Source organism: Corallococcus carmarthensis, from assembly GCF_003611695.1.
GTDB classification, from domain to species: Bacteria; Myxococcota; Myxococcia; order Myxococcales; family Myxococcaceae; genus Corallococcus; species Corallococcus carmarthensis.
The window spans coordinates 1-24681 of sequence record NZ_RAWE01000150.1 but is presented as its reverse complement, the minus strand read 5'-3'; the positions used below and the strand labels follow the sequence as shown (position 1 = coordinate 24681).

Annotated in this window: 17 protein-coding genes; 10 read left to right on the top strand and 7 right to left on the bottom strand. The window is 70.0% G+C overall.

Annotated elements, in window-relative coordinates:
• From D7X32_RS30380 to D7X32_RS30360, 5 genes are all read left to right on the top strand, one after another.
• The coding region (locus D7X32_RS30380; protein ID WP_120606062.1) for a PEGA domain-containing protein at positions 1 to 927 on the top strand (927 nt) is incomplete at its 5' end.
• A 146-nt stretch (positions 928 to 1073) separates the two neighbouring features.
• Complete coding sequence (locus D7X32_RS30375; RefSeq protein WP_120606061.1) at positions 1074 to 3119, top strand: TonB-dependent receptor plug domain-containing protein; 2046 nt, start codon at positions 1074 to 1076, stop codon at positions 3117 to 3119.
• A gap of 69 nt (positions 3120 to 3188) precedes the next feature.
• The gene (locus D7X32_RS30370) at positions 3189 to 6134 is read left to right on the top strand and encodes a DEAD/DEAH box helicase (RefSeq protein ID WP_120606060.1); all 2946 of its coding nucleotides are present in this window, start codon (positions 3189 to 3191) and stop codon (positions 6132 to 6134) included.
• The gene (locus D7X32_RS30365) at positions 6131 to 6547 is read left to right on the top strand and encodes a hypothetical protein (protein ID WP_120606059.1); all 417 of its coding nucleotides are present in this window, start codon (positions 6131 to 6133) and stop codon (positions 6545 to 6547) included. The genes D7X32_RS30370 and D7X32_RS30365 overlap by 4 nt, the downstream gene beginning before the upstream one ends.
• A 7-nt stretch (positions 6548 to 6554) precedes the next feature.
• On the top strand, positions 6555 to 6926 hold the full coding sequence (locus D7X32_RS30360; protein ID WP_120606058.1) for a DUSAM domain-containing protein: 372 nt from the start codon (positions 6555 to 6557) through the stop codon (positions 6924 to 6926).
• A 101-nt stretch (positions 6927 to 7027) separates the two neighbouring features.
• On the opposite strand, the gene D7X32_RS30355 is transcribed toward D7X32_RS30360, so the two are convergent.
• The 4 genes from D7X32_RS30355 to D7X32_RS30340 all read right to left on the bottom strand — a co-directional run bounded on the left by D7X32_RS30355 (position 7028) and on the right by D7X32_RS30340 (position 10847).
• Complete coding sequence (locus D7X32_RS30355; protein WP_120606057.1) at positions 7028 to 7783, bottom strand: DUF5953 family protein; 756 nt, start codon at positions 7781 to 7783, stop codon at positions 7028 to 7030.
• 1 nt (position 7784) lies between these two features.
• The gene (locus tag D7X32_RS30350) at positions 7785 to 8696 is read right to left on the bottom strand and encodes a DUF6310 domain-containing protein (protein WP_120606065.1); all 912 of its coding nucleotides are present in this window, start codon (positions 8694 to 8696) and stop codon (positions 7785 to 7787) included.
• Positions 8697 to 8757: 61 nt separating this feature from the next.
• Entirely contained in the window at positions 8758 to 9861 is a 1104-nt protein-coding gene (locus tag D7X32_RS30345; protein WP_120606064.1) for a winged helix DNA-binding domain-containing protein, read from the bottom strand.
• A gap of 23 nt (positions 9862 to 9884) precedes the next feature.
• The gene (locus D7X32_RS30340) at positions 9885 to 10847 is read right to left on the bottom strand and encodes a TIGR03885 family FMN-dependent LLM class oxidoreductase (protein WP_120606056.1); all 963 of its coding nucleotides are present in this window, start codon (positions 10845 to 10847) and stop codon (positions 9885 to 9887) included.
• Between the two features lie 157 nt (positions 10848 to 11004).
• Between D7X32_RS30340 and D7X32_RS30335 the strand changes: the two genes are divergently transcribed.
• Positions 11005 to 12669 (top strand): alpha-amylase family protein, encoded by a 1665-nt coding sequence (locus tag D7X32_RS30335; protein WP_120606055.1) that lies wholly within the window; start codon positions 11005 to 11007, stop codon positions 12667 to 12669.
• Between the two features lie 43 nt (positions 12670 to 12712).
• On the opposite strand, the gene D7X32_RS30330 is transcribed toward D7X32_RS30335, so the two are convergent.
• Positions 12713 to 15343 carry a M12 family metallopeptidase gene (locus tag D7X32_RS30330; RefSeq protein WP_158625786.1) on the bottom strand — a complete coding sequence of 877 codons (2631 nt, stop codon included), beginning with the start codon at positions 15341 to 15343 and terminating at the stop codon, positions 12713 to 12715.
• Positions 15344 to 15455: 112 nt separating this feature from the next.
• Here D7X32_RS30330 and D7X32_RS30325 point away from each other — a divergent pair, with 112 nt between their 5' ends.
• Positions 15456 to 16226, top strand: coding sequence for a CPBP family intramembrane glutamic endopeptidase (locus D7X32_RS30325; RefSeq protein ID WP_120606053.1), 771 nt, complete (start codon positions 15456 to 15458; stop codon positions 16224 to 16226).
• 6 nt (positions 16227 to 16232) lie between these two features.
• Here the strand turns inward: D7X32_RS30325 and D7X32_RS30320 are convergent, their stop codons facing one another.
• On the bottom strand, positions 16233 to 17108 hold the full coding sequence (locus tag D7X32_RS30320) for an alpha/beta fold hydrolase (protein ID WP_120606063.1): 876 nt from the start codon (positions 17106 to 17108) through the stop codon (positions 16233 to 16235).
• Between the two features lie 97 nt (positions 17109 to 17205).
• Here D7X32_RS30320 and D7X32_RS30315 point away from each other — a divergent pair, with 97 nt between their 5' ends.
• Both D7X32_RS30315 and D7X32_RS47055 read left to right on the top strand, forming a co-directional pair.
• Positions 17206 to 18867, top strand: a complete 1662-nt coding sequence (locus D7X32_RS30315) for a DUF262 domain-containing protein (RefSeq protein WP_120606052.1) — start codon at positions 17206 to 17208, stop codon at positions 18865 to 18867.
• Position 18868: 1 nt separating this feature from the next.
• The gene (locus D7X32_RS47055; protein ID WP_244239264.1) at positions 18869 to 20866 is read left to right on the top strand and encodes a HipA domain-containing protein; all 1998 of its coding nucleotides are present in this window, start codon (positions 18869 to 18871) and stop codon (positions 20864 to 20866) included.
• A gap of 4 nt (positions 20867 to 20870) precedes the next feature.
• On the opposite strand, the gene D7X32_RS30305 is transcribed toward D7X32_RS47055, so the two are convergent.
• Entirely contained in the window at positions 20871 to 22760 is a 1890-nt protein-coding gene (locus D7X32_RS30305; RefSeq protein WP_120606051.1) for a Hint domain-containing protein, read from the bottom strand.
• Between the two features lie 227 nt (positions 22761 to 22987).
• Here D7X32_RS30305 and D7X32_RS30300 point away from each other — a divergent pair.
• Positions 22988 to 24681, top strand: a 1694-nt coding sequence (locus D7X32_RS30300) for an OPT family oligopeptide transporter (protein WP_147450323.1), incomplete at its 3' end; no start/stop codon positions are given.

Genomic DNA, 24681 nt, shown 5'->3' with positions numbered 1-24681 from the left:
CCTCCGCCCCCCGCGGCCGCGCCGTCGGAGGACGCGAACGCGGGCCTGGCGCGGGCGCTGCGCGCGTCGGGCCTGGCCGCGCTGGAGGACCGGGACTACGAGCGCGCGGTGGCGCAGTTCACCGAGGCGCTCAAGCTGCGTCCGGACGACAAGGACAGCGACCTGACGCGGCTGTTGGGCATCGCCACCGACCTGCGCTCGCGCGGCCAGTCCCGGACCGCGCAGGCGCCCACGCCGCGTGAGCTGTCGCCTGGCCGCGCGCCGCCCCGCACGCGCGCCGCGAAGCTCGCCGCCGCGCGGGCCGCCCGCGAGCAGCAGTCCTCGCAGGCCACTCCGCAGGAAGAGGCGAAGGGGGGCCTGTTGCTGGTGACGTCCACGCCGCCGGGGCTGGTGGTGCTGGTGGACGGCAGGGCCATGGACCTGACGCCCGCGCGGCTGCCGGTGTCCGCGGGCACGCACCGCGTGGTGCTCGCGCAGGGCGAGCGCCGCCTGTACGAGGAGACGCTGGAGGTGGAAGCGGAGTCGGTGCGCTCGCTCAACCGCGACCTCACCGCGGAGCTGACGCCGGCTGCCTCGAAGCCGGTCCCGGTGCCGGTGGCGGCGGTGGTCCCCGCCTCGCCCCCCACTGCGAACGCGGCGCCCGCGGGAGGGCCGGTCGCGTCCGCGCGCACCCCGGAGCCCACCACGCCGCCGGAGCCGTCCGTGGCGAAGGCCGCCGTGGCGCAGCGGGGCGACCTGGAGGTGACGTCGCCGGGCCTCTATGGCGAGGTGTGGATCAACGGCCGGCCGTATGGCTTTCCGCCCATCTCCGCGCAGGCCCTGCCGTCCGGGCCCGCGAAGGTGGAGGTCCGCGTCAACGGCGAGGTGAAGCGGCGCATGACGGTGGAGGTCGAACCGGGCCGCAGCACCCGCGTGCGCGTGAAGTGAAACAAGGCTTGCGCCCGCATTCGACGCGGTGCGCGTAATCCCAGAACTTTCGGACGTCGCTGGAGCCGATACACTCCAGCTCACGCGGAGCCTGTCTCCCCCCGGGGCGGGCGCGCGTTTTCCCACCTTCGAGAAGGTTGTTTCGTATGGGTTTCACCAGGCACGGGCGTCGTGTGTGTGTATGGCTGGCGTTGCTGGGCGCGGGCACGGGCTTCGCGCAGACGGCGCCGGAGCCGACCCTGGACCCCGGACCGCCGGGGACGCCCTCCGCCGAGGCGCAGCTGGAGGACGAGCCGGAGGTGCACAGCCAGGTGGCGTCGTTCGCCATCACGAAGCTGCACGACTCGCCGGCGGTGGTGACGGCCATCACCGCGGATGAGATTCGCGCTTCGGGTGCGCGCGACCTGATGGACGTGCTGTTGCAGGTGCCCGGCTTCTTCTTCGGCGTGGACGTGCAGGGCACGGTGGGGCCGGGCTTCCGGGGCTTGTGGGGCCAGGAAGGCAAGGTGCTGCTCATCATCGACGGCAAGGAGATCAACGAGCAGCTCTACTCCACCATGCAGCTGGGCCACGAGTTCCCGGTGGAGCTCATCGAGCGCATCGAGGTCGTGCGCGGCCCCGGCTCCGTCATCTACGGCGGCAACGCGGAGCTGGCCGTCATCAACGTCATCACCCGGGGCATCCAGGGCAGCACGGACGCGCTGGTGGTGGGCACGTACGGGCAGCTGTCGCACGGCAACGGCCGCCGCAGCCTCACGCTGTCCGGGCGCAAGGTCTTCGAGAGCGTTCCGGGCCTGAGCGCCTTCGCGTCCGGGTCGCTGGGGCAGGGGCAGCGCAGCGACGCCGTCTTCGAGGACTTCTTCGGCGACTCCGCGAGCATGAACGGCGCGTCGCGGATGGACCCCACCGTCATCCAGGCGGGCGTGGGTTACCGGGACCTCCAGCTGAGCCTCCTGTACCAGCGCCAGGACACCACGTCGGTGGTCTCCGTGGACGAGGTGCTGCCCGCGCCGGCGAGCACCGACTTCGAGTCCTTCCACGCGGAGCTGAGCGACCGCTTCCGGCCCACGGACCGGATTGAGATCATCCCCCGGCTGAACCTCACGCTGGGCGAGTCCTACCGGGACTCGGACGAGTCGTCGGACTTCTTCTACGACAAGCGCTACCGGCGCCTGCGCGGCCGGGCGATGGCGCGCTGGGCGGCGTTCGACTTCCTCCAGCTCACGGGCGGCGTGGACCTGGCGTTCGACCAGGGCCAGCTGCGGGGCCCCGCGGGCATCGGCCTGCAGGAGCCCTTCAACGGGGACGAGGACGTCGTCTCCTACCGCAACGTCGCGGCCTTCGTGGAGGCGTACTCGGACAACCCCATCGCGACGGTGGTTGTGGGCGCGCGCTTCGAGGACCACAGCTTCTTCGGCAGCTCGTTCGTGCCGCGCCTGGTGTTGCTCAAGTCCTTCGGGCCGGTGAGCGGCAAGGCCCTCTACAGCCGCGCCTTCCGCGCGCCGGGCATCGAGAACATCTCCCTGGGCGAGGACGTCCGGCCGGAGCGCACCACGGTGTATGAGCTGGAGGCCACCGTGCGCCTGGGCGAGGGCCAGACGCTGAGCGCCAACGCCTTCGACGTGGGCGTGACGGACCCCATCATCTATTCGTACAACGCGGACACGGCGTCGGAGGCGTACCGCAACCTGGGCCGCCTGGGCAGCCGGGGCATCGAACTGGACTACCGGCTGCGCGGGCCGTGGGGCCGCGCGCAGGTGGGCTATTCGTTCTACCGGCCGGGTGGCCGCAACGACGTGGAGGACTACCTGGTGCCCGGCCAGCCCAAGGCCTTCACCGGCCTGCCCACGCACAAGGCGACGCTGACGGGCACGGCGAAGGTGCTGTCGTGGCTGTCCGTCAGCCCGACCGCCGTGCTGGTGGGCCGGCGCTTCGCCGTGGGGGCGGCGGACGAGGAGGGCGTGTCGGAGGTCGAATCGCTGTCGCCCCGGCTGCTGCTCAACCTCTTCGTGCGCGCGGAGAACGTGGGGACGAAGGGCCTGGAGATTGGCGCGGGCGTCTACAACCTGCTGGGCAGCGACTTCCGGGTGGCCCAGCCCTACAACGGCGGCCACGCGCCCCTGCCCGTGTTCAGCCGCGAGTTCCTGGTGAAGCTCACCTACCTGTTCGAGCCGTCCTACGACGACGAGTAGCCTGGCCATCAGACGGGGCGCATCCGACGTTGCGCAAGGGCGTGGCGGGGCGTAGGGAAGCCGCCTGCCATGTCCGAGAACACCCAGTTCCTCGAAGCCGTCCGGAAAGAAGCCAAGCCGGGACTCTGGTCCCGGGGCGTCAGCCTCGCGCGCGACGGAGCCGTGGCGCTCCAGTCGCGCACGGCCTCGGAAGTCGAGCTGCGGGTGAAGGTGACGGGCCGGGCGGTGGCCTTCACCGTCGTCCTCTATCCAGGCGACGAGGCGTGGGAGTGCGACTGCCCCAGCCCGGTGGACCCGTGCGAGCACGTGGTCGCGGCGGCCATCTCCCTGGACAAGGCGGAGAAGCAGGACACGCCGCTGGAGGCGGTGGCGGAGCGCTGGTCGCGCGTGGTGTACCGCTTCACGCGCGTGGAGGGCGGGCTGCAACTGCACCGCGTCCTCGCGCACGCGGACGGCACGGAGGAGCCGCTGGAGGACCTCACCGGGCGCCTCGCGAAGCCCCAGGGCGGCGTCACGTTGCAGGTGGAGCAGGTGGACCTGGTGATGGAGCGCCTGCTGGAGCGGCGCACCCGCGGGCCGCTCCTGGCGGAGAAGCTGGACGCGCTGCTGCGCGCCCTGGAGCCCGCGCGCAACGTGCTGCTGGATGGCCGGCCGGTGGCGGTGTCCGGCGAGGTGCTGCCCCCGCGCGCGAAGGTGGAGGACAGGGGTCAGCAGTGGGTCATCACCATCACGCGCGACCCGCGCATCACGGAGGTGGTGAGCCCCGGCGTCGCGCTGACGGCGGAGTCCCTGGTGCGCCTGGGCGAGACGGCGATGACGGGCGCGTGGCTCCAGCACCTGCCGCTGGTGCGCACCTATTCGCCGGAGCAGCTGGGCGAGTTGTCCGCGAAGGTGCTGCCGGAATTGGCGCGGCGCATGCCGGTGGACATGAAGAGCCGCCGGCTGCCGGCGCTGGACCGCGACCTGAAGCCGCGCATCCTGCTGGAGCTGAACCAGCTCACCCAGGGCCTGTCGGTGCTGCCCACGCTGGTGTACGGCGCGCCGCCGTCGGTGCGCATCGACAACGGGCGCATGGTGTACCTGCGCGGCGCGGTGCCGCTGCGCGACGAGGCCGCGGAGCAGAAGCTGCTCCACCAGCTGCGCGACGAGTTGAACCTGGTGCCCGGCCGCCGGTTGACGGTGCAGGGCCCGGAGATGATGCGCTTCGCGGACAAGCTGCGGAAGTTCCGGGGCGACCTGGGCGGCGACGCGGCGGGCATCGTCAGCCCGGACATGCGCCTCAAGCCGTCGCTGCGCGTGGAGGGCGGTGCGTCCGGCGCGGGCGTGCCGGAGGTGCGCTTCACGCTGGAGTTCGAGGTGGAGGGCGGCAAGGGCGGCGCGCGCACGGTGGACGCCGCGGCCGTGGTGCGGGCGTGGACGGAAGGGCTGGGGTTGGTGCCGTTGGACGGTGGTGGCTGGGCGCCGCTGCCGCGCGCGTGGCTGGACAAGAACGGGCAGCGCGTCGCGGACCTGCTGGCCGCGCGTCAGGAGGACGGACGCGTCGCGAACCACGCGCTGCCGGAGCTGACGCAGCTGTGCGAGTCGTTGGACCAGCCGCCGCCTCCGGGGTTGGACAAGCTGGCCCCGCTGGTGGAGGGCTTCGAGAAGCTGCCGCCGCCGGTGCTGCCCACGGAGCTCAACGCCACGCTGCGCGCGTACCAGCAGCAGGGCGTGAGCTGGCTGTCGTTCCTCAAGGGCGCGGGGCTGGGCGGCATCCTGGCGGACGACATGGGCCTGGGAAAGACGCTCCAGACCATCTGCATCCTGGGGCCGAAGTCGCTGGTGGTGTGCCCCACCAGCGTGCTGCCCAACTGGGTGGCGGAGCTGCAGCGCTTCCGTCCGTCGCTGAAGGTCTGCGTGTACCACGGCCCCGGCCGCAAGCTGGACCCCTCGGCGGACATCACGCTCACCACGTACGCGCTGCTGCGCCTGGACGCGCCGGTGCTGGGCGCGCCCACGTGGGAAGCGGTGGTGCTGGACGAAGCGCAGGCCATCAAGAACCCGGAGAGCCAGGTGTCGCGCGCGGCGTTCGGGCTCAAGGCGAACCTGCGGCTCGCGCTCAGCGGTACGCCGCTGGAGAACCGCCTGGATGAGTTGTGGAGCCTGATGCACTTCACCAACCCGGGCCTGCTGGGTGGCCGCCGCCAGTTCGAGGAGAAGACGGCGCAGCCCATCGCGGACGGCAAGCCGGGCGCGGCGGAAGGCCTGCGCCGCCGCATCCGCCCGTTCATCCTGCGCCGCCTCAAGAAGGACGTGGCGCCGGAGCTGCCGCCGCGCACGGACTCCGTGATGCACGTGCAGTTGGATGAGCGCGAGCGCTCCGTCTACGACGCGGTGATGGCCGCGACGCGCGCGGAGGTGGTGGCGCTGCTCAACGAGGGTGGCAGCGTGCTCAAGGCGCTGGAGGCGCTCTTGCGGCTGCGGCAGGCGGCCTGCCATTCCGCGCTGGTGCCGGGGCAGCACGCGAAGACGTCCTCCAAGGTGCAGACGCTGGTGGATGCGCTGGAGACGGCGGTGTCGGAAGGCCACAAGGCGCTGGTGTTCTCGCAGTGGACGTCGCTGTTGGACCTCATCGAGCCGGGCCTCAAGGGCGCGGGCATCGGCTTCGAGCGGCTGGACGGCGCGACGGCGAACCGCGGCGAGGTGACGTCGCGGTTCCAGGGACAGGACGGCGCGCCGGTGCTGCTCATGTCGCTGAAGGCCGGCGGCACGGGCCTGAACCTCACGGCGGCGGACCACGTGTTCCTGATGGACCCGTGGTGGAACCCGGCGGTGGAGGCGCAGGCGGCGGACCGCGCGCACCGCATCGGGCAGGAGCGGCCGGTGATGGTCTACCGGCTGGTGTCCCAGGGCACGGTGGAGGAGAAGATCCTGGGCCTCCAGGAGAAGAAGCGCGCCCTGTTCGAAGCCGCGCTCAGCGAGGCCTCGGGCGCCGCCGCCATCACCCGCGAGGACCTGCTCCAGCTCTTCGCATGAGCTGGCGGCGCCACCTCGCCCCCCTCCTCGTCGCGGTCGCCTTCGCCGGGTGCTCCAGCGGCGCCCACTCCTCCGGGAGCCAGCGCGACCTGTACGCCCAGGCGACGTGCGTGGACTCCGAGACGTGCTGCATCCAGCGCAACCCGGGCAATCCGTCAGCGTGCGGACTCACCGCCGCCGAAGCCGCCGCCATCATGGCCGCGGGCGTTGGCGCCGCCGGCACGCACGGCGCCGAGATGGAGGACCACAAGGACGACGCGCGCCTCCCTGAGTGGAAACAGCGCTGTATCCGGAACTGGAATGCCTGTGCGGACGGTAGGTTCACCGGCCCGTGCACCGACTGCCTGCGCAGGTGCGAGGGACAACAGGACTGGCCCCTCGACATGTGCCGCCCCGCGAAGCCGAAGCGGTGATGACCGAATGAACACACCCAACTGGAGTTCGTTTCGCGACCTGGCGCGACGCGTCCTGCGCGAAGACGCGCCGCTGACGCTCACCGGCGACACCCGCGCCCTCATGTTGCGCACCGCCGAAGAGGTCGCCATCCCCGACGCCGCGACCGCATTGAATACCAGCGCCGGGGCACTGGCCTTGCTGCGCGAGATAGAACGGCGCATCGCTGAGGGATCGAACCGCCTGACAGACGCGCTGAACCTGATGTGGAAGCTCCAGCAGCAGGGCGACTTCGACAGTGCGCGCCAGCAGATGCGCGATGTTCTGGCTGTCGAAGTCGTCCCCTACTACCGCGAGCTCGCGATGGAGCAGCTTGACGGCATGGCCGACGAGCCGTGACGGCCAGGGCAGGCGAAGCCACGCTCAGCGAGGCCTCGGGCGCCGCCGCCATCACCCGCGAGGACCTGCTCCAGTTGTTCGCGTAGGGCGCTCGCGTCACTTCAAGACGCCGAGCGTCCGCCAATCTCCGGAAAGCGCTCGTAGGCCCGCTTGAGCGCATCCAGGTGGGCGGGGTCGTCCAGGTCGAGTGGCGTATCCGTGAGCTGCACGACCCACCCGCCCGATGATGTGCGCCGGGCTCGTGCAAGCAGTTCTGTGTCGCGAGCAGGATCCGGGAACCCGATGGCCTGTGCGGCAGCGGCTGACCAGTAGTTGAGCCATCCCAGGCGATGGGGGACCTCAGGCGCTCTCATGGCACCAGGGGACGTGAGGACCGGCAGGCCGCGAGGGGGCAACTCCAGGTCATCGGGCCGATTCCTCGTCTGGCGTGCAATGTCCACGCTTGCCCTGAACGGTGTGGCGTGCCCCCAGTGCGCGCGTGCGATTTCCGCCACGGCCTCCAACACATCTGCCACCGCCGAGAGCCCAGCTTCGTTCGGTGGCAGACTCGCATGAACTTCCAATTGTGACTGACCACCTGGGGAGCTGGCCGCTGGGAGTTCCCACCCGGAAATCATCACGGGGGAGTTCTCGTTGCCGTTGCACACGAGAGGGAACCCCCCATCCCTGGTTCCCTCTGTGAGCCATGCGTCGCGTTGTGGCAATGCAATGGGGCGGCCGTCTTCGGAAACCTTCCACTCCAGGCTCAGGCCAGGGAACGCATGCTCCATCCCATGAACCACGGCGAGGGGGCGGTTGTCTTTACTCACGAGTGCAGGCGCGTAGACGATGAGGTTGATTTTTCGTTTGGCTGTCATCTCAGCACCAGTCCATGACGACGATAAAGCCCTTGAGGTCCGGGGCCGCTTCTTCCAGCGCTTCCTTATGCGCTTCGCTGTGCACACCGACCCGGAAGTCAAATCCACAGGCCCGAGCGAGGCCGCGCTCAATCCGCATCTTGGGCACTTGATCTCTGATTACCTGGCCCTGGAGAAAGTCACTGAATGTATCGAAATTGTAGGTCTTGACCTCCCAGAGCACGCGTGTAGCCAGTTGCAGCGCGTCGAAGTTCTTCCCGTTCACGAACACATCCCACCCGGGGAAGCTGTTGTTCGGAATCTTGTCGGCGCACTTGTTGTGCGGGTCACTGCCGCCACGGTGATTCACCGGGATGGGCTCGCAACTGGCGCGGCGCGTCCGGTCCACGGGTGCGGGCGGCACCGGGGGCTGCCAGTCCTGCCCCGCTGGCTCCGGTTCAGGTTTGGATTTCTGCTTTGCGATGGCCTCACGCGGTGCCCCCTTCGTTCCTCGCGATGCCGCGGCTTCTTCGGGATAGAGGTGGCGGAGTTCATACGCATCCAGTTCCTCCTGGATGGCGACGGCGACCACCGCCACTCCAAGGACGATCACGGCACCCACGGCGATCTCGGGAGCCGCCAGCACGCAGAAGCCGAGTCCCACGGCGGCGGCGCTAGTGGATGCGACCGCGCATCGTCCCGTGCTGTCGTGGAACTCAAGCCGTTCGTGGTCGAGGGCCTGGTAGCACCGCTCCACCAGCGCAGGCCAAGGCTGGGACGCCTCGCGAACAACGCAGCGCCCACCGTCCTTCCAGGGCAGGCCGGCCGCACGCTGGAGGTTGGCCATCCTTGGGCTTCGTGACGTCGGCCCTCCAGGGGGCGTAGCGCATGCCGTGAGGAAGAGGAGGAGCGCGGCGCAAGCACGGAGTCGCATGTCGAGGAGTTGCTTGGGGTGAGCGGCACGTATCGTGGAAGCCATCAGCGCCCTCCTGGAGCTACTTCGCGAACGTCACCGCCACCTTCGCGGCCTCCGGGTCGCTGAAGCGCAGGAGAGCCTCTCCCTCCTGCACCAGCGCGTCGCGGACGGGCTTCTTCAGCGGCTCGAAGGCATTGCAGACCAGCGTCGCGGCGCCCTTCTTGCGCTCGGTGGTCCAGGTGCCCGCGGTGCGCCCGTCCACCAGGAACACGTTCAGCACGCGCAGGTTCTTCGTGGACAGCAGCGGGCGGTGCTCCGGGGGGACGAACCGGGTGCGGTCCGCGTGGGAGAGGATGAGGTTGTCGAAGTCCGGCAGGAAGCGCACCGGCGCGGGCGTGTCCTCGGGCGGGCGCGGGGCCTTGGGCAAATCGAAGAGGGCGCGCTTCTTCTCGTCGCGGAACTCCACCAGCTTGCCGCGCACCGTCTCGAAGGCGTCCTTCAGCGGCTTGATGCCGGACCAGGCCTGCATGTCCGCCACGGTGGCGGGACCGAAGGCGGCCAGGTAGCGCAGCACCAGCGGGGACGCGTCGTCGTCCGTGGAGAGCTTCTCTCCCAGCCAGGACTCCGCCAGCGTGAAGCCGGAGTTGCCGGGCCAGCCCCATTCCAGTCCCTCCTCGGGCACCTGGATGAGCGGCAGCATCATGCGCGTGGCGAAGCCCATGGCCCGCTCGTCCCCGCCCACGTGGTGCTTCAGCAGGTGCGCGCGGACCTCCTCGAAGGTGCGGGGCTGCTCGTCGAGGAAGGGCTTCGCGGTGGCCAGCAGTGCGGGCAGATCCAACGCCGTGGCGCGCTCCTTCAGCACGGAGCGCAGGGCGGCGGCGAGCAGGGGCTGGAAGAGGCCGCGGTAGCGCAGGTAGTCCTTCGCGGTCATCAGGTGCAGCGTGCCGCGCATCATCGTGCCGCGCGCCAGCTGCCGCTTCAGCGCCAGCTTCGTGATTTGGTCACGCTCGAAGCCCTGGAGGCGCGACCAGAGGGCCAGGTACGGCGGGCGCGCGAGCTGGGCCTGGAGTCCCACCAGGTGCTCGATGGCGCGGGGCACGGTCATCTTCTCGCGCGTGAGCAGCAGCTGGCGCGCGAGCGTGGCGCGGTTGAGGGCCTGGGTGGACAGGACGTCGCTGGGCATGCGCCCGAGCATAGCCAGCGGCTTCAGCGCGTGAGGGCGGGAATCACCTTCGCGCCGAACGTGTCGATGAACCCGTCCTGGTCGCGGTTGACGTTGTGCAGGTACAGCCGGTCGAAACCCAGACGCAGGTCCTCGCCCAGCCAGTCCAGGTGCTGCTGGAGGCTGCTGGAGACGCGCAGCGGGCCGTCCAGGTCGTGCGGCTGCACCACGCTCGCGGCGTCCTGGAGCTGCGCGGGCGTGCGCAGGTCGGTGAGCACGCTGTTGGCGAAGATGTTCGACGCCCACTGGTTGTACGCGCCTTCGCGGGCCAGTTCGTCGTCCTTCGCGTAGGACAGCTGCACCTTGAGGAACAGGGGCTTGCCCTCGCCGCCGCCCTCGCGGAAGGCGTCCACCACCTTGCGCAGCTCCTCCGGGGGCCGCGCGGTGGTGATGAGGTCGTCCGCCCAACCCGCCACCCAACTGGCCGTCTTCGGCGTGACGGCGGCGCCCACGAGCAGGGGCATGTCCTTGGGGTGCGTGTAGAGCTTCGCCTCCTCCACGGTGACGAGCCCCCGGTGCGTGACCGTCTCACCCCGGAAGAGGGCGCGCATGATGTCCACGCATTCTTTCAGGCGCGTGTTGCGCAGGTCCTTGGCGGGCCAGCCGGTGCCGGTGATGGCTTCGTTGAGGTACTGGCCGCTGCCGAGCGCCATCCACGCCCGGCCGGGGAACATCTCGTTCAGCGTGCCCAGCGCCTGCGCGACGATGGCCGGGTGGTAGCGCTGGCCCGGCGCCGTGACGGAGCCGAAGGACAGACCGGTGGTCGCGAGCGCCGCGCCCATGAACGCCCAGGCGAAGCCGCTCTGTCCCTGCGCTTCCGTCCACGGATGGAAGTGGTCGGAGTTGAGAGCGGCCTGGAAGCCCGCGCCCTCCGCCTTCTGGCTGAGGCGCAGGAGCTCGCTGGGAGAGAACTGTTCGTGCGACGCGTGGAAGCCGATGAGGGGCATGGGCGCGTCCACCCTGGAGCGGGAGTCGCCCCTCCGGGAGGCCTGTGTTCGCGCGAGTGTTGGCTGAACGAAGCCCGCCTGCCCCCGGGTGTGGGGTTCCTCACTGCGCCCGGGAGTCACCAGCTGACGTCCGGGAGCGGAGGGTTAAAGGGGAGGGATGATCGAAGACCTCTGGTACAAGAACGCGGTCGTCTACTGCCTCGACGTCGAGACGTTCATGGACGGCAACGGCGACGGCGTGGGGGACTTCACGGGCCTGCGCCGCAAGCTGGACTACCTGGCGGGCCTGGGCATCACGTGCCTGTGGTTGCTGCCCTTCCAGCCCACGCCCAACCGCGACAACGGCTACGACATCCGCGACTACTACGGCGTGGATCCGCGCCTGGGGGACCTGGGCGACTTCGTGGCCTTCACGCACGAGGCCAAGCTGCACGGCATCCGCGTCATCATGGACCTGGTGGTGAACCACACGTCGGATCAGCACCCGTGGTTCCAGGCGGCGCGCAGCGACCCGGACAGCCGCTACCGCGACTACTACGTGTGGTCGAAGAAGCGGCCCAAGGACGCCAACAAGGGCATGGTCTTCCCGGGCGTGCAGCCCTCCACGTGGACGTACGACAAGGAGGCGCGCCTCTGGTACTTCCACCGCTTCTTCGACTTCCAGCCCGACCTCAACGTGGCGAACCCGGAGGTGCGCGAGCAGATCCTCAAGGTGATGGGGTTCTGGCTGGAGCTGGGCGTGTCTGGCTTCCGGGTGGACGCGGTGCCCTTCCTGGTCGAGCTCAAGGGCGTGAAGAACCCCGACGTGAAGGACCCCTTCAAGCTGCTGGAGGAGATGCGGGAGTTCCTGTCGTGGCGCAGGGGCGACGCCATCCTGCTCGCGGAGGCCAACGTCACCATGGACGAGGTGGTGGAGTTCTTCGGCGAGAACGACCGCATGCAGCTCGTCTTCAACTTCCTGGCGAACCAGAACTTCTATCTGTCGCTCACGCGTGGAGACGTGACGCCGCTGGTGCAGGCGCTGAAGTCGGCGCCCAAGCTGCCGCACACGGCGCAGTGGGCGAACTTCCTGCGCAACCACGACGAGCTGGACCTGGGGCGGCTGTCGGACAAGGACCGGCTGGAGGTGTTCCAGGCGCTGGGGCCGGACAAGGGAATGCAGCTGTATGACCGGGGCCTGCGCCGCAGGTTCGCGTCGATGCTGGACGGGGACCGCCGTCGCATCGAGGTGGCGTACAGCCTGATGTTCTCCCTGCCGGGGACACCGGTGCTCTGGTACGGCGACGAGCTGGGCATGGGAGAGAACCTGGCGCTGGTGGAGCGGCAGGCGGTGCGCACGCCCATGCAGTGGAGCCCGGAGCCGCACGGCGGCTTCACGCTGGCGGAGACGCCGGTGAAGCCCCTGGTGTCGGAAGGGCCGTTCGGCTTCATGCATGTGAACGTGGCGCAGCAGCGCCGGGACCCGGCCTCGCAGCTCAACTGGACGGAGCGCCTCATCCGCGCGCGCAAGGAGTGCCCGGAGCTGGGGTGGGGCGCGTGGAAGGTGCTGCGCACGGGCAACAAGGGCGTGCTGGCCATCCGGTATGACTGGAAGGGCAACGCGATGGTGGTGCTGCACAACCTGTCGTCGCGGCCCTGCACGGTGAAGGTGGATCCGGGCGGCGACGAGGCGTGCACCCTCTACAACGTGCTGAGCGAGGACCACTCCGAGCCGGGGGACGACGGGCGTCACGGGCTCACGCTGGAGGGCTACGGCTACCGCTGGTTCCGCGTGGGATTGCAGAACCCCGCGCGCAAGCACCGGACGGAGCCGCTGCCCTGAAGGTGAGGGAAGCGGCCCCGCTGGTGTCACCGCGTCAGCGGCTTCAGTTCAGCTCCACCTTCTGGAAGAGCCGCTCCGGCGGGGCGACGCCGTCGGAGAAGTCCAGGATGGTGGTGTAGTAGGTGGGGTCCCACGAGGAGCCGTAGAGCACCTGGTCGTGACCCAGGCCGCGGAAGTCACCCACCAGCATCCGGTTGGCCAGCAGCGTCGGGTAGTAGCTCACGCCCTGCGCTTCGCTGTAGCGCACCTCGGCCGGCGCGACGCCGTCGAAGAAGTCCGCGATGAGCATGGCCGGGCCGCTGGTGCCGTTGTTCACCAGCAGGAGCTGATCGTAGCCCAGGCCCCGGAAGTCCCCCGCCGCCTGGTTGTCGTCCGCGTCCGTCAGGCCGTCGAACAGCGTGAAGGCTCCGGACGCCTCCACGTAGCGCACCTGTGCCGGCGCCACGCCCGTGCTGAAGTCGAGGATCTTCACCCGCGCGCCCGTGCCGGAGCGGTTGATGCAGAGCACCTGGTCGTAGCCCCGGTTCTGGAAGTCGCCCACGTAGAACTTGTCGTCCGGCTCGGAGCAGTCCTCGAAGGAGTTCGGCTGGCTCCAGGACTCGTGGTAGCCGGCTTCCGCGGGGACGGCGCCGTCGCTGAAGTCGTTGATCATCACGCGGCCTCCCGTGCCGGAGCGGTTGAAGAACAGCACTTGGTCATGGCCCCGGTTGAGGAAGTCGCCCGCGAGCTGGAGGTCTTCCGTGTCGTGCCAGCCGTTGAGCAGGCCGTTCTGTCCCCAGGACTCCAGGTAGCGCACCTCGGCGGGAACCGCGCCGTCGCGGAAGTCGGTGACCATCACCCGGCCGCCCATGCCGTCGTTGTTGATGAAGAGCATCTGGTCGTAGCCCAGGCCCCGGAAGTCACCCTGGAGCTTGATGTCGCCGGGGTTGTGCCAGCCTCCCAGCAGGGGCGACGCGCCCCAGGCCTCCTGGTAGTGGGTGGAGGGGAAGCCGTTGGCGTTGACGTAGCCGGAGACGTACACGCGCGGGCCGTAGCCCGACCCGTCGATGGCGATGAGCTGATCCGCGCTGCCCGAGCCCGCGAAGACGCCCGTCTTGTAGACGGACGGCATGGCCAGCCGGAACGTCTTGGGCGCGTTGCCGAGCAGCGGGCTGTTGCGGCCCTGCTGATCCATCGCGTAGATGCGCAGCGTGTGGTCCTGGCCGTCCACGTAGACGTCCGGGATGCGGAAGGAGAAGCCGTTGGCGCCGGACGCCATGGGGTAGGCGGCCTTCACGTCCGCGCGGTAGAGGCTCGCCGTCACGTTGGCCACGGACGCCGGGTTGCCGTCGATGGAGTAGGAGACCGTGATGGACGCCGACGGCGAGTCCAGGTCCATCGCCCAGCCCGCCACCGTGCCGTCGCCTGAGATGCTGTCGAGCGTGCCGAAGGCACCCGGCAGGTTGAAGGTGCGCGGCGAGCCCGCGAGCAGCGGGTTGTGCAGGCCCTGCGCGTCGATGCCATAGACATACATCGTGTGGGTCTGGCCATCGCGGTACCAGGCCGGCACGGGGAAGTAGAACCCGTGGTCGCCCGCGATGCCGTCGTACGCGGTGTTGACGTCATTGCGCGAAACGTTCGCGGGCGCGGAGGCGCCGAACGCTCCGGAGCCGGCCGGCCCGTCGATGTAGACGTGCACGTCCACGGAGACCTCCGGCGAGGCCGTGTCGAACGTCCAGCCCTTCACGTAGCCGGTGGAGGTGACCTCCTCGAAGTTGCCCTTCATCTCACCTGGGTACATCGACGCGGCGGAGGCGACGTCGCCCGCGCTCAGGCCGCTGCGCTGGCCAATGGCCTGGCCGCCCTTGGTCTGGATGGTCACCCTGCGTACGCCGGTGACGGGGTCGGGGATGCCAAAGTCCCTGGCACCGTAGTGCATGATGGACCCGTAGTCGTAGGACCCGACGTCGTCGCCGTTGCTGATGTGCTGCTCGAAGTTGTGCTCCTTGTTGGGCTCGATGTTGTCCCAGAGGATGTCCACGTAGGTGTCGCGGTCCTCGCGGCTCTGCTCGTGCCAGAAGCCGATGGCGTGGCCCAATTCATGGATGACGGCGCCCAGTCCGCACGCACCCTCCAGCGTGATGTACTGACGGCCTCCCTGGCGTCCCACGGGGGATGAGCAGCCCTGGCCCTTCACGAAGTAGACGTGGTCGGTGGAAGTGGGCGTGGTGGAGGAGACGGGCACGAAGCGCAGGCCCGTCTTGCGCTGCCAGTGCCGGATGGCGTCGTTGATGACGTAGTTGTCATCCAGCGAGCCGTACACGTGGACGAAGGGCACGACGCCGTCCGGCCATCGCTTGCTGCTGCCGGTGACCTGGATGCTCTCCGCGGAGACGCGGTTCCCGGCCTGGGCCTTCACCTTCGGGGACTCGCGCTCCACGTCCTCCACGGTGCCCAGGATGATGTCGCCTTCGAAGACAGCCATGCCGTTGACGGCCTCGTACTTCACCTCGCGGGCTTCCGCCTTCGGGCCAATGCGGACCCACGCGGAGCGCACGCCGGAGATGGCGGGTGCCTGCGGCGCGGGAGTGAGCGGAGTGGTGGGTCCGGCGGCGTCTTCAGGGCGGCAGGCGGTGCCAAGGCAGGCCACGGCCGTGAGCGCCCGGATGAACCGGGCGTGATGGGTGATGCGCATGTGGGAATCCCCCTCGTTGGGATGTCGCGGTGACTCGCGGTGCAATACGCAGGGACTCGCGAAAGCTGGCTGTGTGGCGGGGACGGTTCCCGCGCTAAGAGGGGCCACCTTCATGACGCCCTCCGCTCCTGATTCGCCGGCTTCGTCCCTTGTCCCGCTGCGCTGCGCGCTCGCGTTCGCCGTGCTGTACGCCTGCTACGAGGCGCCGGAGGGAATTGGCGGAAGGCTCCTGGGGAACGCCGTGGTGGCGGCGGTGATGATGACGCTCTTCCACGCAGTGGCCTGGGGCGTGGGACGGTGGCTGGGCTACCGCAATGGGTTCCATGCGTATGCGTTGGAGTGGCGCGGCTCCGCGCTCGCGCGAGCGCTGGCGGTGATGCTGGTGCTCAAGCCCGTGTCCGTGCTGGTGGGCGTGGCGCTGGGCGTGATGCGCGCGCAGCCGTTGGACAAGCCACTGATGGGCACGGCGCTGCTGGTGGCGGTGCTGGGCGTCGCGGTGTCCACGTTCGTGCCGTCGGTGGCGGAGGACATTGTCGCGCGGGGCTTCTGGTATCGCGCGTGGCCCGTGGCGGGGCAGGGCGCGGGCTACGTGGCCCTGTCCGCGGGCGTGTTCGTGCTCACCCATGTGTACCGCCTGGGCAATGGTCCGCTGGAGTGGCTGATGTTGTTCTGCACGGGGCTTGCGTACGCGGCGGCGGTGGCCCGCACGGGCTCGCTGTGGGGCGCCGTGGGGCTGCACTGGGGATGGAACCTGGCGAACGGGCTGCTCGACCTGCAACTGGACGTCACGGCGGTGGGGCAGGGCGGCCGCGTGCTGTCCGCCGTGACGGGATTGGTGGCGCTGGGGTTGGTGGTGCTGCTGCCCGCGAAGCGCCGCGCCTGAGTGCGCTCAGCGGGCCTGCGTGTTCGCGACGATGGCGGAGGCGAGGACGCCGAAGAACGCCGGGTTCAGCGCGTGTCCCATCCCGTCAATCATGAGCGCCTTGCCTCCGGGCACCGCGCGCGCGGCGGCCTCGGCGTGGCCGGGCGGGAAGATGGGGTCCTCGGAGCCGCCGATGAAGAGGGCGGGCACGGAGACCTGGCGCAACGCTTCGAGCAGGTCCTTGCGTGGCGTTCGCAGGCTGGCCTTGCGGTGGGTGTCGCCCGTCTGGATGTCATTGCCTCGCGCGGCGGCGGCTTCTCCCAGCTCGCGCCAGTAGGCCGCATCGAACGGTGCGCGTGCGCCGTTGGCGAGGCGCCAGTTCTCGGACATGAACTCCTCGGGCGTCAGCGTGGACGGCAGGCTCCCGAGCGCCGCGAGCCATTGCGCCGAAGGCGGCGGCAGGCTGGAGGTCGGCGCGGGGCCGCCGCTGAAGGTGTGCAGCATGACGCCGTAGTCCGGCGTGGAGAGCAGCGTCGTCAGTGACGCCACCCGCTTCGGCTCCTGGATGGCCAGGCGCTGCGCGATGAAGCCGCCCATCGACAAACCCACCAGGTGCGCCCGCTCCACTCCCAACGTGTCGAGGAGGGCGAGCACGTCCCCACCGATGTCATCGAGGTCATAGGGGTGCGCTTCGAAGTCGCGGTGCGTGGACGCGCCCGTGTCGCGGTAGTCGAAGCGGATGACGCGCAGGCCTGCCTGGAGCAGGGGCTCGCAGAACACATCCGGCCAGTAGCTTGAACCGCACCCATTGCCCGCGAGCAGGACCACGGCGGGCGCATCCTGACGGCCAAGGACCTGGAAGGTGATGCGGACTCCGTCGCGGTCGATGTGGTGCTCGTTCATGGCCACCGGCCTAATGCTCCTGGAGGAGGCAATCAAGCGTCCCAGGGCTTCGCCCCGGAGGGGATTCGGGCTACAGACCGGGGATAGGAGGCTCGCGATGCCCGCTCCCCTGACGCGGCGCCCGGAGACGAAGTCGTTCATCATCGAGGACCTGCTCGACCGCGTTCGGCGCGGCGAGGTGCGCATCCCCGAGTTCCAGCGCCCCCTGCGGTGGACCGCGGAGGACGTGCGCGACCTGCTGGACAGCGTGTACCGGGGCTATCCCATCGGGACGCTGTTGTTCTGGCGCCGGGACGCGCCCGCCGCCAACGTCAGCTTCGGCCCCGTGCGCATCGACGCGCCCTCCACGAGCCAGGGCCTGTGGGCCGTGGATGGGCAGCAACGCGTGACGGCGCTCGCGGGCGTGCTGCTGCATCCGGCCTATGGTGATGAGGCCGGACGCGATGATTTCCACCTGTACTTCGACCTGGAGACGGGGGAGCTGCATCCGCCGCCAGAAACCGGGACGCCTCCGCCGCACTGGCTGCCGATGAACGAGGTGCTGGACAGCGAGTCGCTGCTCCATTGGCTCAACCGCTATCCGGACCGGGAAGCGCATCCGGAGCACCTGCGCGCCGCCATCCGCCTGGGCAAGGCCATCCGCGAGTACCAGGTGCCCGCCTACGTCGTGGACACCGCGGACGAGAAGGTCCTGCGCATCATCTTCAAGCGCCTCAACACCGCGGGCCGGCCGCTCACGGACGAAGAGGTGTTCAACGCGCTGTATGTGGGCTCGCGCTCGCTCAGCCTGGAGTCGGTGACGCAAGGGTTGCGGGAGCTGGGCTTCGGCAGCATCCCGGAGTCGCTGCTGCTGCGGGCCGTGCTGGCCGTGCGCGGCCTGGACTTCACGCGCGGCTATCAGGAACAGCTCAACCAGGACGACGAGCTTACGGAGACCGTCCGCCGCACGGACCGGGCGCTGCGGGATGCCATCGTGTTCCTCAAGCGCGATGCGTTCATCCCGCACCTCAAGCTGCTGCCCTCGCCGGAGAACTCGCTGGTCCTGCTGACGCGGTTCTTCCAGCTGCACCCGGAGCCCTCACCGCGTTCACGAGAGCTGCTGTCCCGCTGGTTCTGGCGCCACATCGTCTTTGGTGGCTGGGAGCTGAAGCCCGCGGAGTCCCTGCAGGTCTTCGCGGCGATCCGCTCCGACGAGGAGCGCTCCCTCCAGACGCTGCTGGCGCAGGTGCCGCCTCCGCTCATCCGCTGGTGGATGGAGACCGGCTTGCCGGTCATGCCCCACGCCACCGTGAGGCCGCCGCTGGTCCTGCGCATCGCGATGCTGTCCCTCCAGCCGCGCCACCTGCTGACGGGCGCGGTGCTGGACCCGGGAGAGCTGCTGGATCAGAAGGGCGAGGGCTTCCAGCTCCTCCTTCTCCCGGATGACGTGCGGTGGCGCTCGCAGCGAGCCCAGGACCGCAGGACGGTCCGGCGCCTGATGGAAGGAACCTTCAACTACCTCTTCCATCCCCCGGTGGAGGGACGCTCCCTCCTCCAGATGCTCGAAGCGCAGCCGCCTCCAGGCGAGGAGCTCCTCCACAGCCACGGGCTCACGGCGGAGGCCCTGGAGTCCTTGCGGCGCAATGACGGCGCGTTCCTCTCCTTGCGCCAGGCCGTGCTGGAGCCCGTCCTGCGCCAGTTCATGGAGGCCCGCACGCGCTGGGACGACTCGGACCGGCCTTCGCTCCAGTCGATGATCATCGACGACGATGAGGACTGACATGGACCCCACGCTTCCTGTGTCCACCACCGGCATCCTCGACGTCCTCATCGGCGACGTGCACGTCGGCACGCTCACGCTGCTCGCGGACGAGCGCATCGAGTTCAACCTCTCCGAGGACTACCGCCACCGCTACCCGCGCCCCGTCCTGGGCCAGTTCTTCGAGGACGACCTGTCGCGCCGCCACACCAGCCGCATGCGGCTGCCGCCGTTCTTCTCCAACCTCCTGCCCGAAGGCCCACTGCGCGACCTCATCTCCGAGCGCCAGCAGATCGCCCGGCAGCGCGAGTTCTTCTTCATCGCCCACCTGGGCGCGGACCTCTCCGGCGCCGTCATCGTCCGCCCCGCGGGAGAGCTGGCCGGCCACGACGCACCCCTGACGGACGTCCCCACCGAACCCGTGTCCGACGGCGAACCGCTGCGCTTCTCGCTCGCGGGCGTGCAGCTCAAGTTCTCCATGCTCCGGCGCGACCGGGGCATGACGCTGCCCATGGGCGGCCTGGGGGGCGATTGGATCGTCAAGCTCCCGGACAACCGCTACGACCGCGTGCCGGAGAACGAGCTGTCCGTGATGACCTGGGCGCGCGCCACCGGCATCGATGTGCCGGAGCTTCAGTTGCTCAAGGTCTCCGACCTGCACGGCCTCCCGGAAGGCATCACCCTGCGCGAGGACCTGGCGTACGCCATCCGCCGGTTCGACCGGCCGTCCCCCGGCCGCCGCGTGCACATGGAGGACCTGGCGCAGGTGCTGGGGCTGTACTCCGACGAGAAGTACAAGAAGTACAACTACGAGACCATCGCCAACGTGCTGCTCAAGGTGGCGGGCCTGGACGCGCTCCAAGAGTTCCTGCGGCGGCTGGTGTTCATCATCGCGTGCGGCAACGGCGACGCGCACCACAAGAACTGGTCCCTCTTCTACCCGGACGGCACGCACCCCACGCTGTCGCCCGCGTACGACTTCGTCTCCACCATCCAGTACATGCCGCAGGACCAGCTCGCGCTGAACCTGGCGAAGTCCAAGCGCTTCGAGGACGTGTCGCTCCAGAGCTTCGAACGGCTGGCGCGCAAGCTGGGCCTGTCCGACGAGGACGTCCTCCCGGTGGTGACGGGCGCCGTGGAGGTCGCGCTCGATGCGTGGACCACGCTGCGCGCGGACCTCCCCATGCCGGAGCTGTTCAAGCAGCGCATTGAAGAACACTGGAAGCGCGTCCCGCTGCTCCAGGGCAACGTGAAGCGCAGCGCCGGTGAGCTGCGCCAGACGGCCAACGCCTTCTTCACCCTCTACAGCGAACTGCCCCGCCTGGGCCCCGGCAGCGACGACTGCACCCGCGAGGCCCTGCGGCGCCTGGCTCCGCCTCCGCCCTCGCCGCGCGTGTTGGACCTGGGCTCGGGCACCGGACGGCAGTCGCTGGTGCTCGCGCGGGAGCTGGGCACCCGCGTCACCGCCGTGGACCTGCACCGGCCCTACCTGGACCGGCTGGAGCGCGAGGCCCGTGAGCAGGGATTGTCGGACGCCATCGTCACGCGGCAGGAGGACATGGGCGCGCTGACGCTGCCGCCCGCGTCCTTCGACCTGCTGTGGTCCGAGGGCGCCATCTACGTGATGGGCTTCGGACAGGGACTGCGTCAGTGGCGGCCGTTGCTCGCTCCCGGTGGGCAGGTGGCGGTCACCGAGTGCACCTGGCTCACCGACGTCCGTCCCCCGGAGGCGGTGCGCTTCTGGTCGGCCGCGTATCCGTCCATGGCCAACGTCGCCCAGAACCGGGCCACCGCGGAGGCGGCGGGCTTCACGGTGGTGGACACCTTCACACTGCCCGCGTCCGCGTGGTGGGACGACTACTACACGCCGCTCCTCCAGCGCATCGAACGGCTGCGCCCCACCGCGGACGCAGCCCTGCGCGAGGTCATCGCGGCGGCGGAACAGGAAGTGAACCTGTACCGCCGCCACGGGGACAGCTACGGCTACGTCTTCTACCTGTTGCGTTCGCGCGAGCCGTGAAGGCCTAGCGGCGGCTGTTCAGGTAGTCCGCGTGCCACGCGGCCGGCAGCGAGGCCAGCACGTCCGAGGGGACGGGCTTGTGCTTCTGCCGCGCCAGGTCCGTCTGCATGCGCGCGTCGCCGACCACGAAGCCGTTGGCGATGAGCGTGTGCTCCTGCGCGCCCACGGCCAGCAGCTCGGCGTCCGTGCCCAGGGTCAGGTTGTAGACCTGGCCCTTGTAGGGGACGCGCTCCACGGAGGCCAGCGTCGCCTCGCCGTCCTTCGTCAGCAGCACGTCGCCCACCGCGAGCTCGCCCGCCGTCACGACGCCACGGGTGCGGCTCACCATGGGGTGGGTGTTGGTGACGAGCACGTCGCGGCCCTGGGCCGCCTTCAGGCGCACCATCGGCTGGGACTCGGTGCCCTTCGTCACGGTGGTGACGGTGAGGGCGCGGCCGTCCGCGTTGGACAGCACGCGGTCACCGACCTTCACGGACTCCACGGGGACGGACTTGCCATCCGCGCGCAGCACGCGCGTGCCCGCCGCGATGCAGCTGTTCTTGAAGTCCAGCACCGCCAGCCGGCGGAAGCCCACGCGCGTCACCGGGCTGAAGCCGCCGCCGGAGCGGGGGCACGTCGCGTTCACGGTGGTGAAGGCCTGCATCGCCACGTCCTGCTCGTTGGCCAGGCAGTCCGTGCCCAGGTCCATCAGCCCGTTGAAGGGCAGGCTGGACGCGTCCACGCCCGGGCCCAGCGGCAGGCTGCCGGTGAGGACGGTCGTGCCCGGCGCGGTGGCCGCGACGTTGTTCACCTTGCAGCGGCCACCCGCGCTCAGCAGGACGATGTTCACTTCGCTCTTCACCGCCTGCACGGTGCAGTTGGACGGCAGGCCCGTCACGTAGGTGCCCCGCGCCGGCAGGTACAGCTTGGCGGAGTTGAACGCGCCCGGCGTGGGCCAGTACGCCGTCGTGTCGGGCTTCCACCGGGCCGCGGCCACGGACTGCTGGGCATTCACCGCCGCCACGCCCGTGTAGCCGCCAGCGAAGGCGGTGATGTTGCCGGCCGCGTCCTTCTTCGCCAGCGTGTAGTCGCAGTCCAGCGCGCCCGTCGCGGAGCCTCGCTCCAGGCAGGTGCGGATGGCGTTGCCCGGCAGGGCGGTGCCGATGAGCTCGCGCGGGTGGTCGAAGTTCAGGCCCGGCGGCAGCAGCAGCACCGTGGTGTCCGCGGTGGAGTAGTACGTCTCCATCCGGCCGCTGGCCTCGTCGTAGGCCATGGCCACCGAGTCGTAGTACAGGACCCGGTCCGGCCCGGCGTCCAACACCACGTTCAGCGGATCCGTCTCCAGCGTCTTGGCCAGGTACGCCTCCGTGGCGGTGGTGGCCAGCAGCTGGAAGTCCTGCCGCTCGGGCGTCGTGGAGTACGCGTTGAAGTCCACGTAGGAGTAGTCCGACCCGCCGGCGCAGGTGATGTAGCCCGAGCCCTGGAAGCTCGTCTCACTGGTGCCGTGCGCGATCTCCTCCAGCGGCAGCAGGTGGCCGCACCACTCGGCGGTCGTGGTCTGCGCCTTCACGTTGCCGGAGGCCTTCTCCGCCAGCACGCGCTCGCGCTGCTGCGACAGGCTGGAGAACAAGCGCGGGGAGTTGGCCGCGGTGTTGCCCGCCGCCTCCAGGCGCTTCATCAGGAAGGCGTACTGGTCCGCGTCGCCCAGGTCGAGCGGCATCTGGTTGCCGGCGTGCTGCTGCTTCCACTGCGCGTACAGCTTCGACATCTTCAGCGATTCGGTGGCCCGGTCCTGGCGCACGGCGGCCGTCGGCGCTTCGCGCGCGGGCTCGGCCGTGCAGCCGGCCATGAGGGGAGTCGAGAGCACCATCGCGGACAGGGCGAGGCGCTTCCAGCGGGGGTTGACTTGGAGCATCGGGGAACTCCGGAACCGAACGCCCTGCTCACCATGAGTCATGGCTCGGTTCACTGATAGTGTACAGCCTGGGAGTTCCGGATGTCCCATGAAATCATGACGAAGTCTGTGACATCTCCGTGCTTGTGATTGGGAGGGCGGGGACGACAGGGATTGAAACCCTTTTGGTTACAACCTGAGCGGCGGCGGTGGCGCGGAAGGGGGCGAACGGAGAGGATGGGCCGCCCATGCCGGTCCCCGCTGCCCGCGCCGTCCCCGCTGGGGATGTGCCCACCGACGCCTCGCTGACGCTGCTGAGCATCCCCGGCGCGACGCAGGCGGAGGTGGACACCTATTGGCTCACACGCGTGTACCAGGGCGACCGGCTGCCCCAGCTCACCCTGCGCGCGGTGGCCCTGGGCGCGGGGCTGGGTGTTCTCACCTGCGCCACGAACCTCTACGCGGGCCTGAAGACGGGCGTGGCGTTCGGCGTGGCCGTCACCGCCGCGCTGCTCGCGTCCGCGACACATGGGACGCTCCGGCGCTTGAGCCCCCGGGTCGCGGGAGCTCCGCTGTCATTGCTGGAGCTGGGGTGCGCGCAGACGGTGGCGTCGTCGGCGGGGTACGCGACGGGAGGTGCGCTCGTGTCGGTGCAGGGGGCGTGGTTGTTGACCACGGGCCACCACCTGCCCGGCATGACGCTGCTGGCGTGGACGTTCCTGCTGTCCGCGCTGGGCGTGATGTTCGCGGTGCCGCTCAAGCGGCAGCTGGTGGACCGCGAGCAGCTTCCGTTCGCGTCCGGGACGGCGGCGGCGGCCACGGCTCGCGCGCTGCACGCGGGCGGTGAGGAGGCGGGCCCCCGGCTGCGGATGCTGGGCGTGGGCGGGCTGGTGTCGGGGGCGCTGACGCTCGCGCGTGATGGCTTCGGGCGCGTGCCGTATGCGTATGCGTTTCCCGGGTCGCTGGGTGGGGTGTCGCTGGAGCGGCTGGGTTTCGCGCTGGAGACGGGGTTGATGCCGGTGGGCGGCGGCGCGCTCCTGGGGGTGCGTGTCACCGCGTCCATGTTGCTGGGGGCGCTGGTCGTCCATGGCGTCGTCGCGCCCCGGTTGATGGCGGCGGGCGTGGTGGCTCCGGACGGGGACTTCCTCGGGTGGGCGCTGTGGCCGGGCGCTGCGGCGCTCACCACCGCGTCGCTGTTGCAGTTCGCGCTCCAGGCCCGGGTGTGGGGCCGGGCGCTGCGGGGGCTTCGAGGGCGGGAGCCGCGCCAGGCGCCTCATGCGATTGAAGCGCTCCAGGTTCCCGGCCGGTGGTGGGTGGCGGGGATGCTGGTGCTGACGCCCGCGACGGTGGCGCTGGCGCGGGTGGGCTTCGACGTGCCGGTGCCGCACGCGCTGCTCGCGGTGGCGCTGTCGTTCGTGCTGTGCCTCATCTCCTGCCGCGTCACGGGGGAGACGGACATGAGCCCCGTGGGTGCGCTGGGGCAGGTGACGCAGCTCACGTATGGCGTGCTGCTGCCGGGCGATGTGCGGGCGAACCTGGCGACGGCGGGCATCACGGTCAACGCGGCGTCCTCCTCCGCGGACCTGCTCACGGACCTGAAGGCGGGGCACCTGCTGGGTGCGAATCCCCGCCGCGTGTTCCTGGCGCAGCTGGTGGGGTGTGTCGTGGGGGCGCTGGTGGTGGTGCCGCTGTTCTACCTGTTGGTGCCGGAGCCCTCCGTGCTGGGGTCGGAGCGCTTTCCAGCGCCTGCCGCGACGATGACGGCGGGCGTGGCGCGGGTGCTGGCGTCGGGGTGGGGGGCGGTGTCGGCGGACCTGCGGGTTGCCATGGCCTGGGCCGCGGGCGCGGCGGCCGTCCTCACCCTGGGCGAGCAGGCCCTGCCGGCGCGCTTCCGCCGCTGGACGCCGTCCGCGGTGGGGGTGGGGCTGGCCTGCCTGCTGCC

Bases quoted from the DNA above. Each gene is read 5' to 3' on its own strand.
- D7X32_RS30375 (WP_120606061.1), top strand. From the start codon at position 1,074: ATGGGTTTCACCAGGCACGGGCGTCGTGTGTGTGTATGGCTGGCGTTG.
- D7X32_RS30370 (WP_120606060.1), top strand. From the start codon at position 3,189: ATGTCCGAGAACACCCAGTTCCTCGAAGCCGTCCGGAAAGAAGCCAAG.
- D7X32_RS30365 (WP_120606059.1), top strand. From the start codon at position 6,131: ATGAGCTGGCGGCGCCACCTCGCCCCCCTCCTCGTCGCGGTCGCCTTC.
- D7X32_RS30360 (WP_120606058.1), top strand. From the start codon at position 6,555: ATGAACACACCCAACTGGAGTTCGTTTCGCGACCTGGCGCGACGCGTC.
- D7X32_RS30355 (WP_120606057.1), bottom strand. From the start codon at position 7,783: ATGACAGCCAAACGAAAAATCAACCTCATCGTCTACGCGCCTGCACTC.
- D7X32_RS30350 (WP_120606065.1), bottom strand. From the start codon at position 8,696: ATGCGACTCCGTGCTTGCGCCGCGCTCCTCCTCTTCCTCACGGCATGC.
- D7X32_RS30345 (WP_120606064.1), bottom strand. From the start codon at position 9,861: ATGCCCAGCGACGTCCTGTCCACCCAGGCCCTCAACCGCGCCACGCTC.
- D7X32_RS30340 (WP_120606056.1), bottom strand. From the start codon at position 10,847: ATGCCCCTCATCGGCTTCCACGCGTCGCACGAACAGTTCTCTCCCAGC.
- D7X32_RS30335 (WP_120606055.1), top strand. From the start codon at position 11,005: ATGATCGAAGACCTCTGGTACAAGAACGCGGTCGTCTACTGCCTCGAC.
- D7X32_RS30330 (WP_158625786.1), bottom strand. From the start codon at position 15,343: ATGCGCATCACCCATCACGCCCGGTTCATCCGGGCGCTCACGGCCGTG.
- D7X32_RS30325 (WP_120606053.1), top strand. From the start codon at position 15,456: ATGACGCCCTCCGCTCCTGATTCGCCGGCTTCGTCCCTTGTCCCGCTG.
- D7X32_RS30320 (WP_120606063.1), bottom strand. From the start codon at position 17,108: ATGAACGAGCACCACATCGACCGCGACGGAGTCCGCATCACCTTCCAG.
- D7X32_RS30315 (WP_120606052.1), top strand. From the start codon at position 17,206: ATGCCCGCTCCCCTGACGCGGCGCCCGGAGACGAAGTCGTTCATCATC.
- D7X32_RS47055 (WP_244239264.1), top strand. From the start codon at position 18,869: ATGGACCCCACGCTTCCTGTGTCCACCACCGGCATCCTCGACGTCCTC.
- D7X32_RS30305 (WP_120606051.1), bottom strand. From the start codon at position 22,760: ATGCTCCAAGTCAACCCCCGCTGGAAGCGCCTCGCCCTGTCCGCGATG.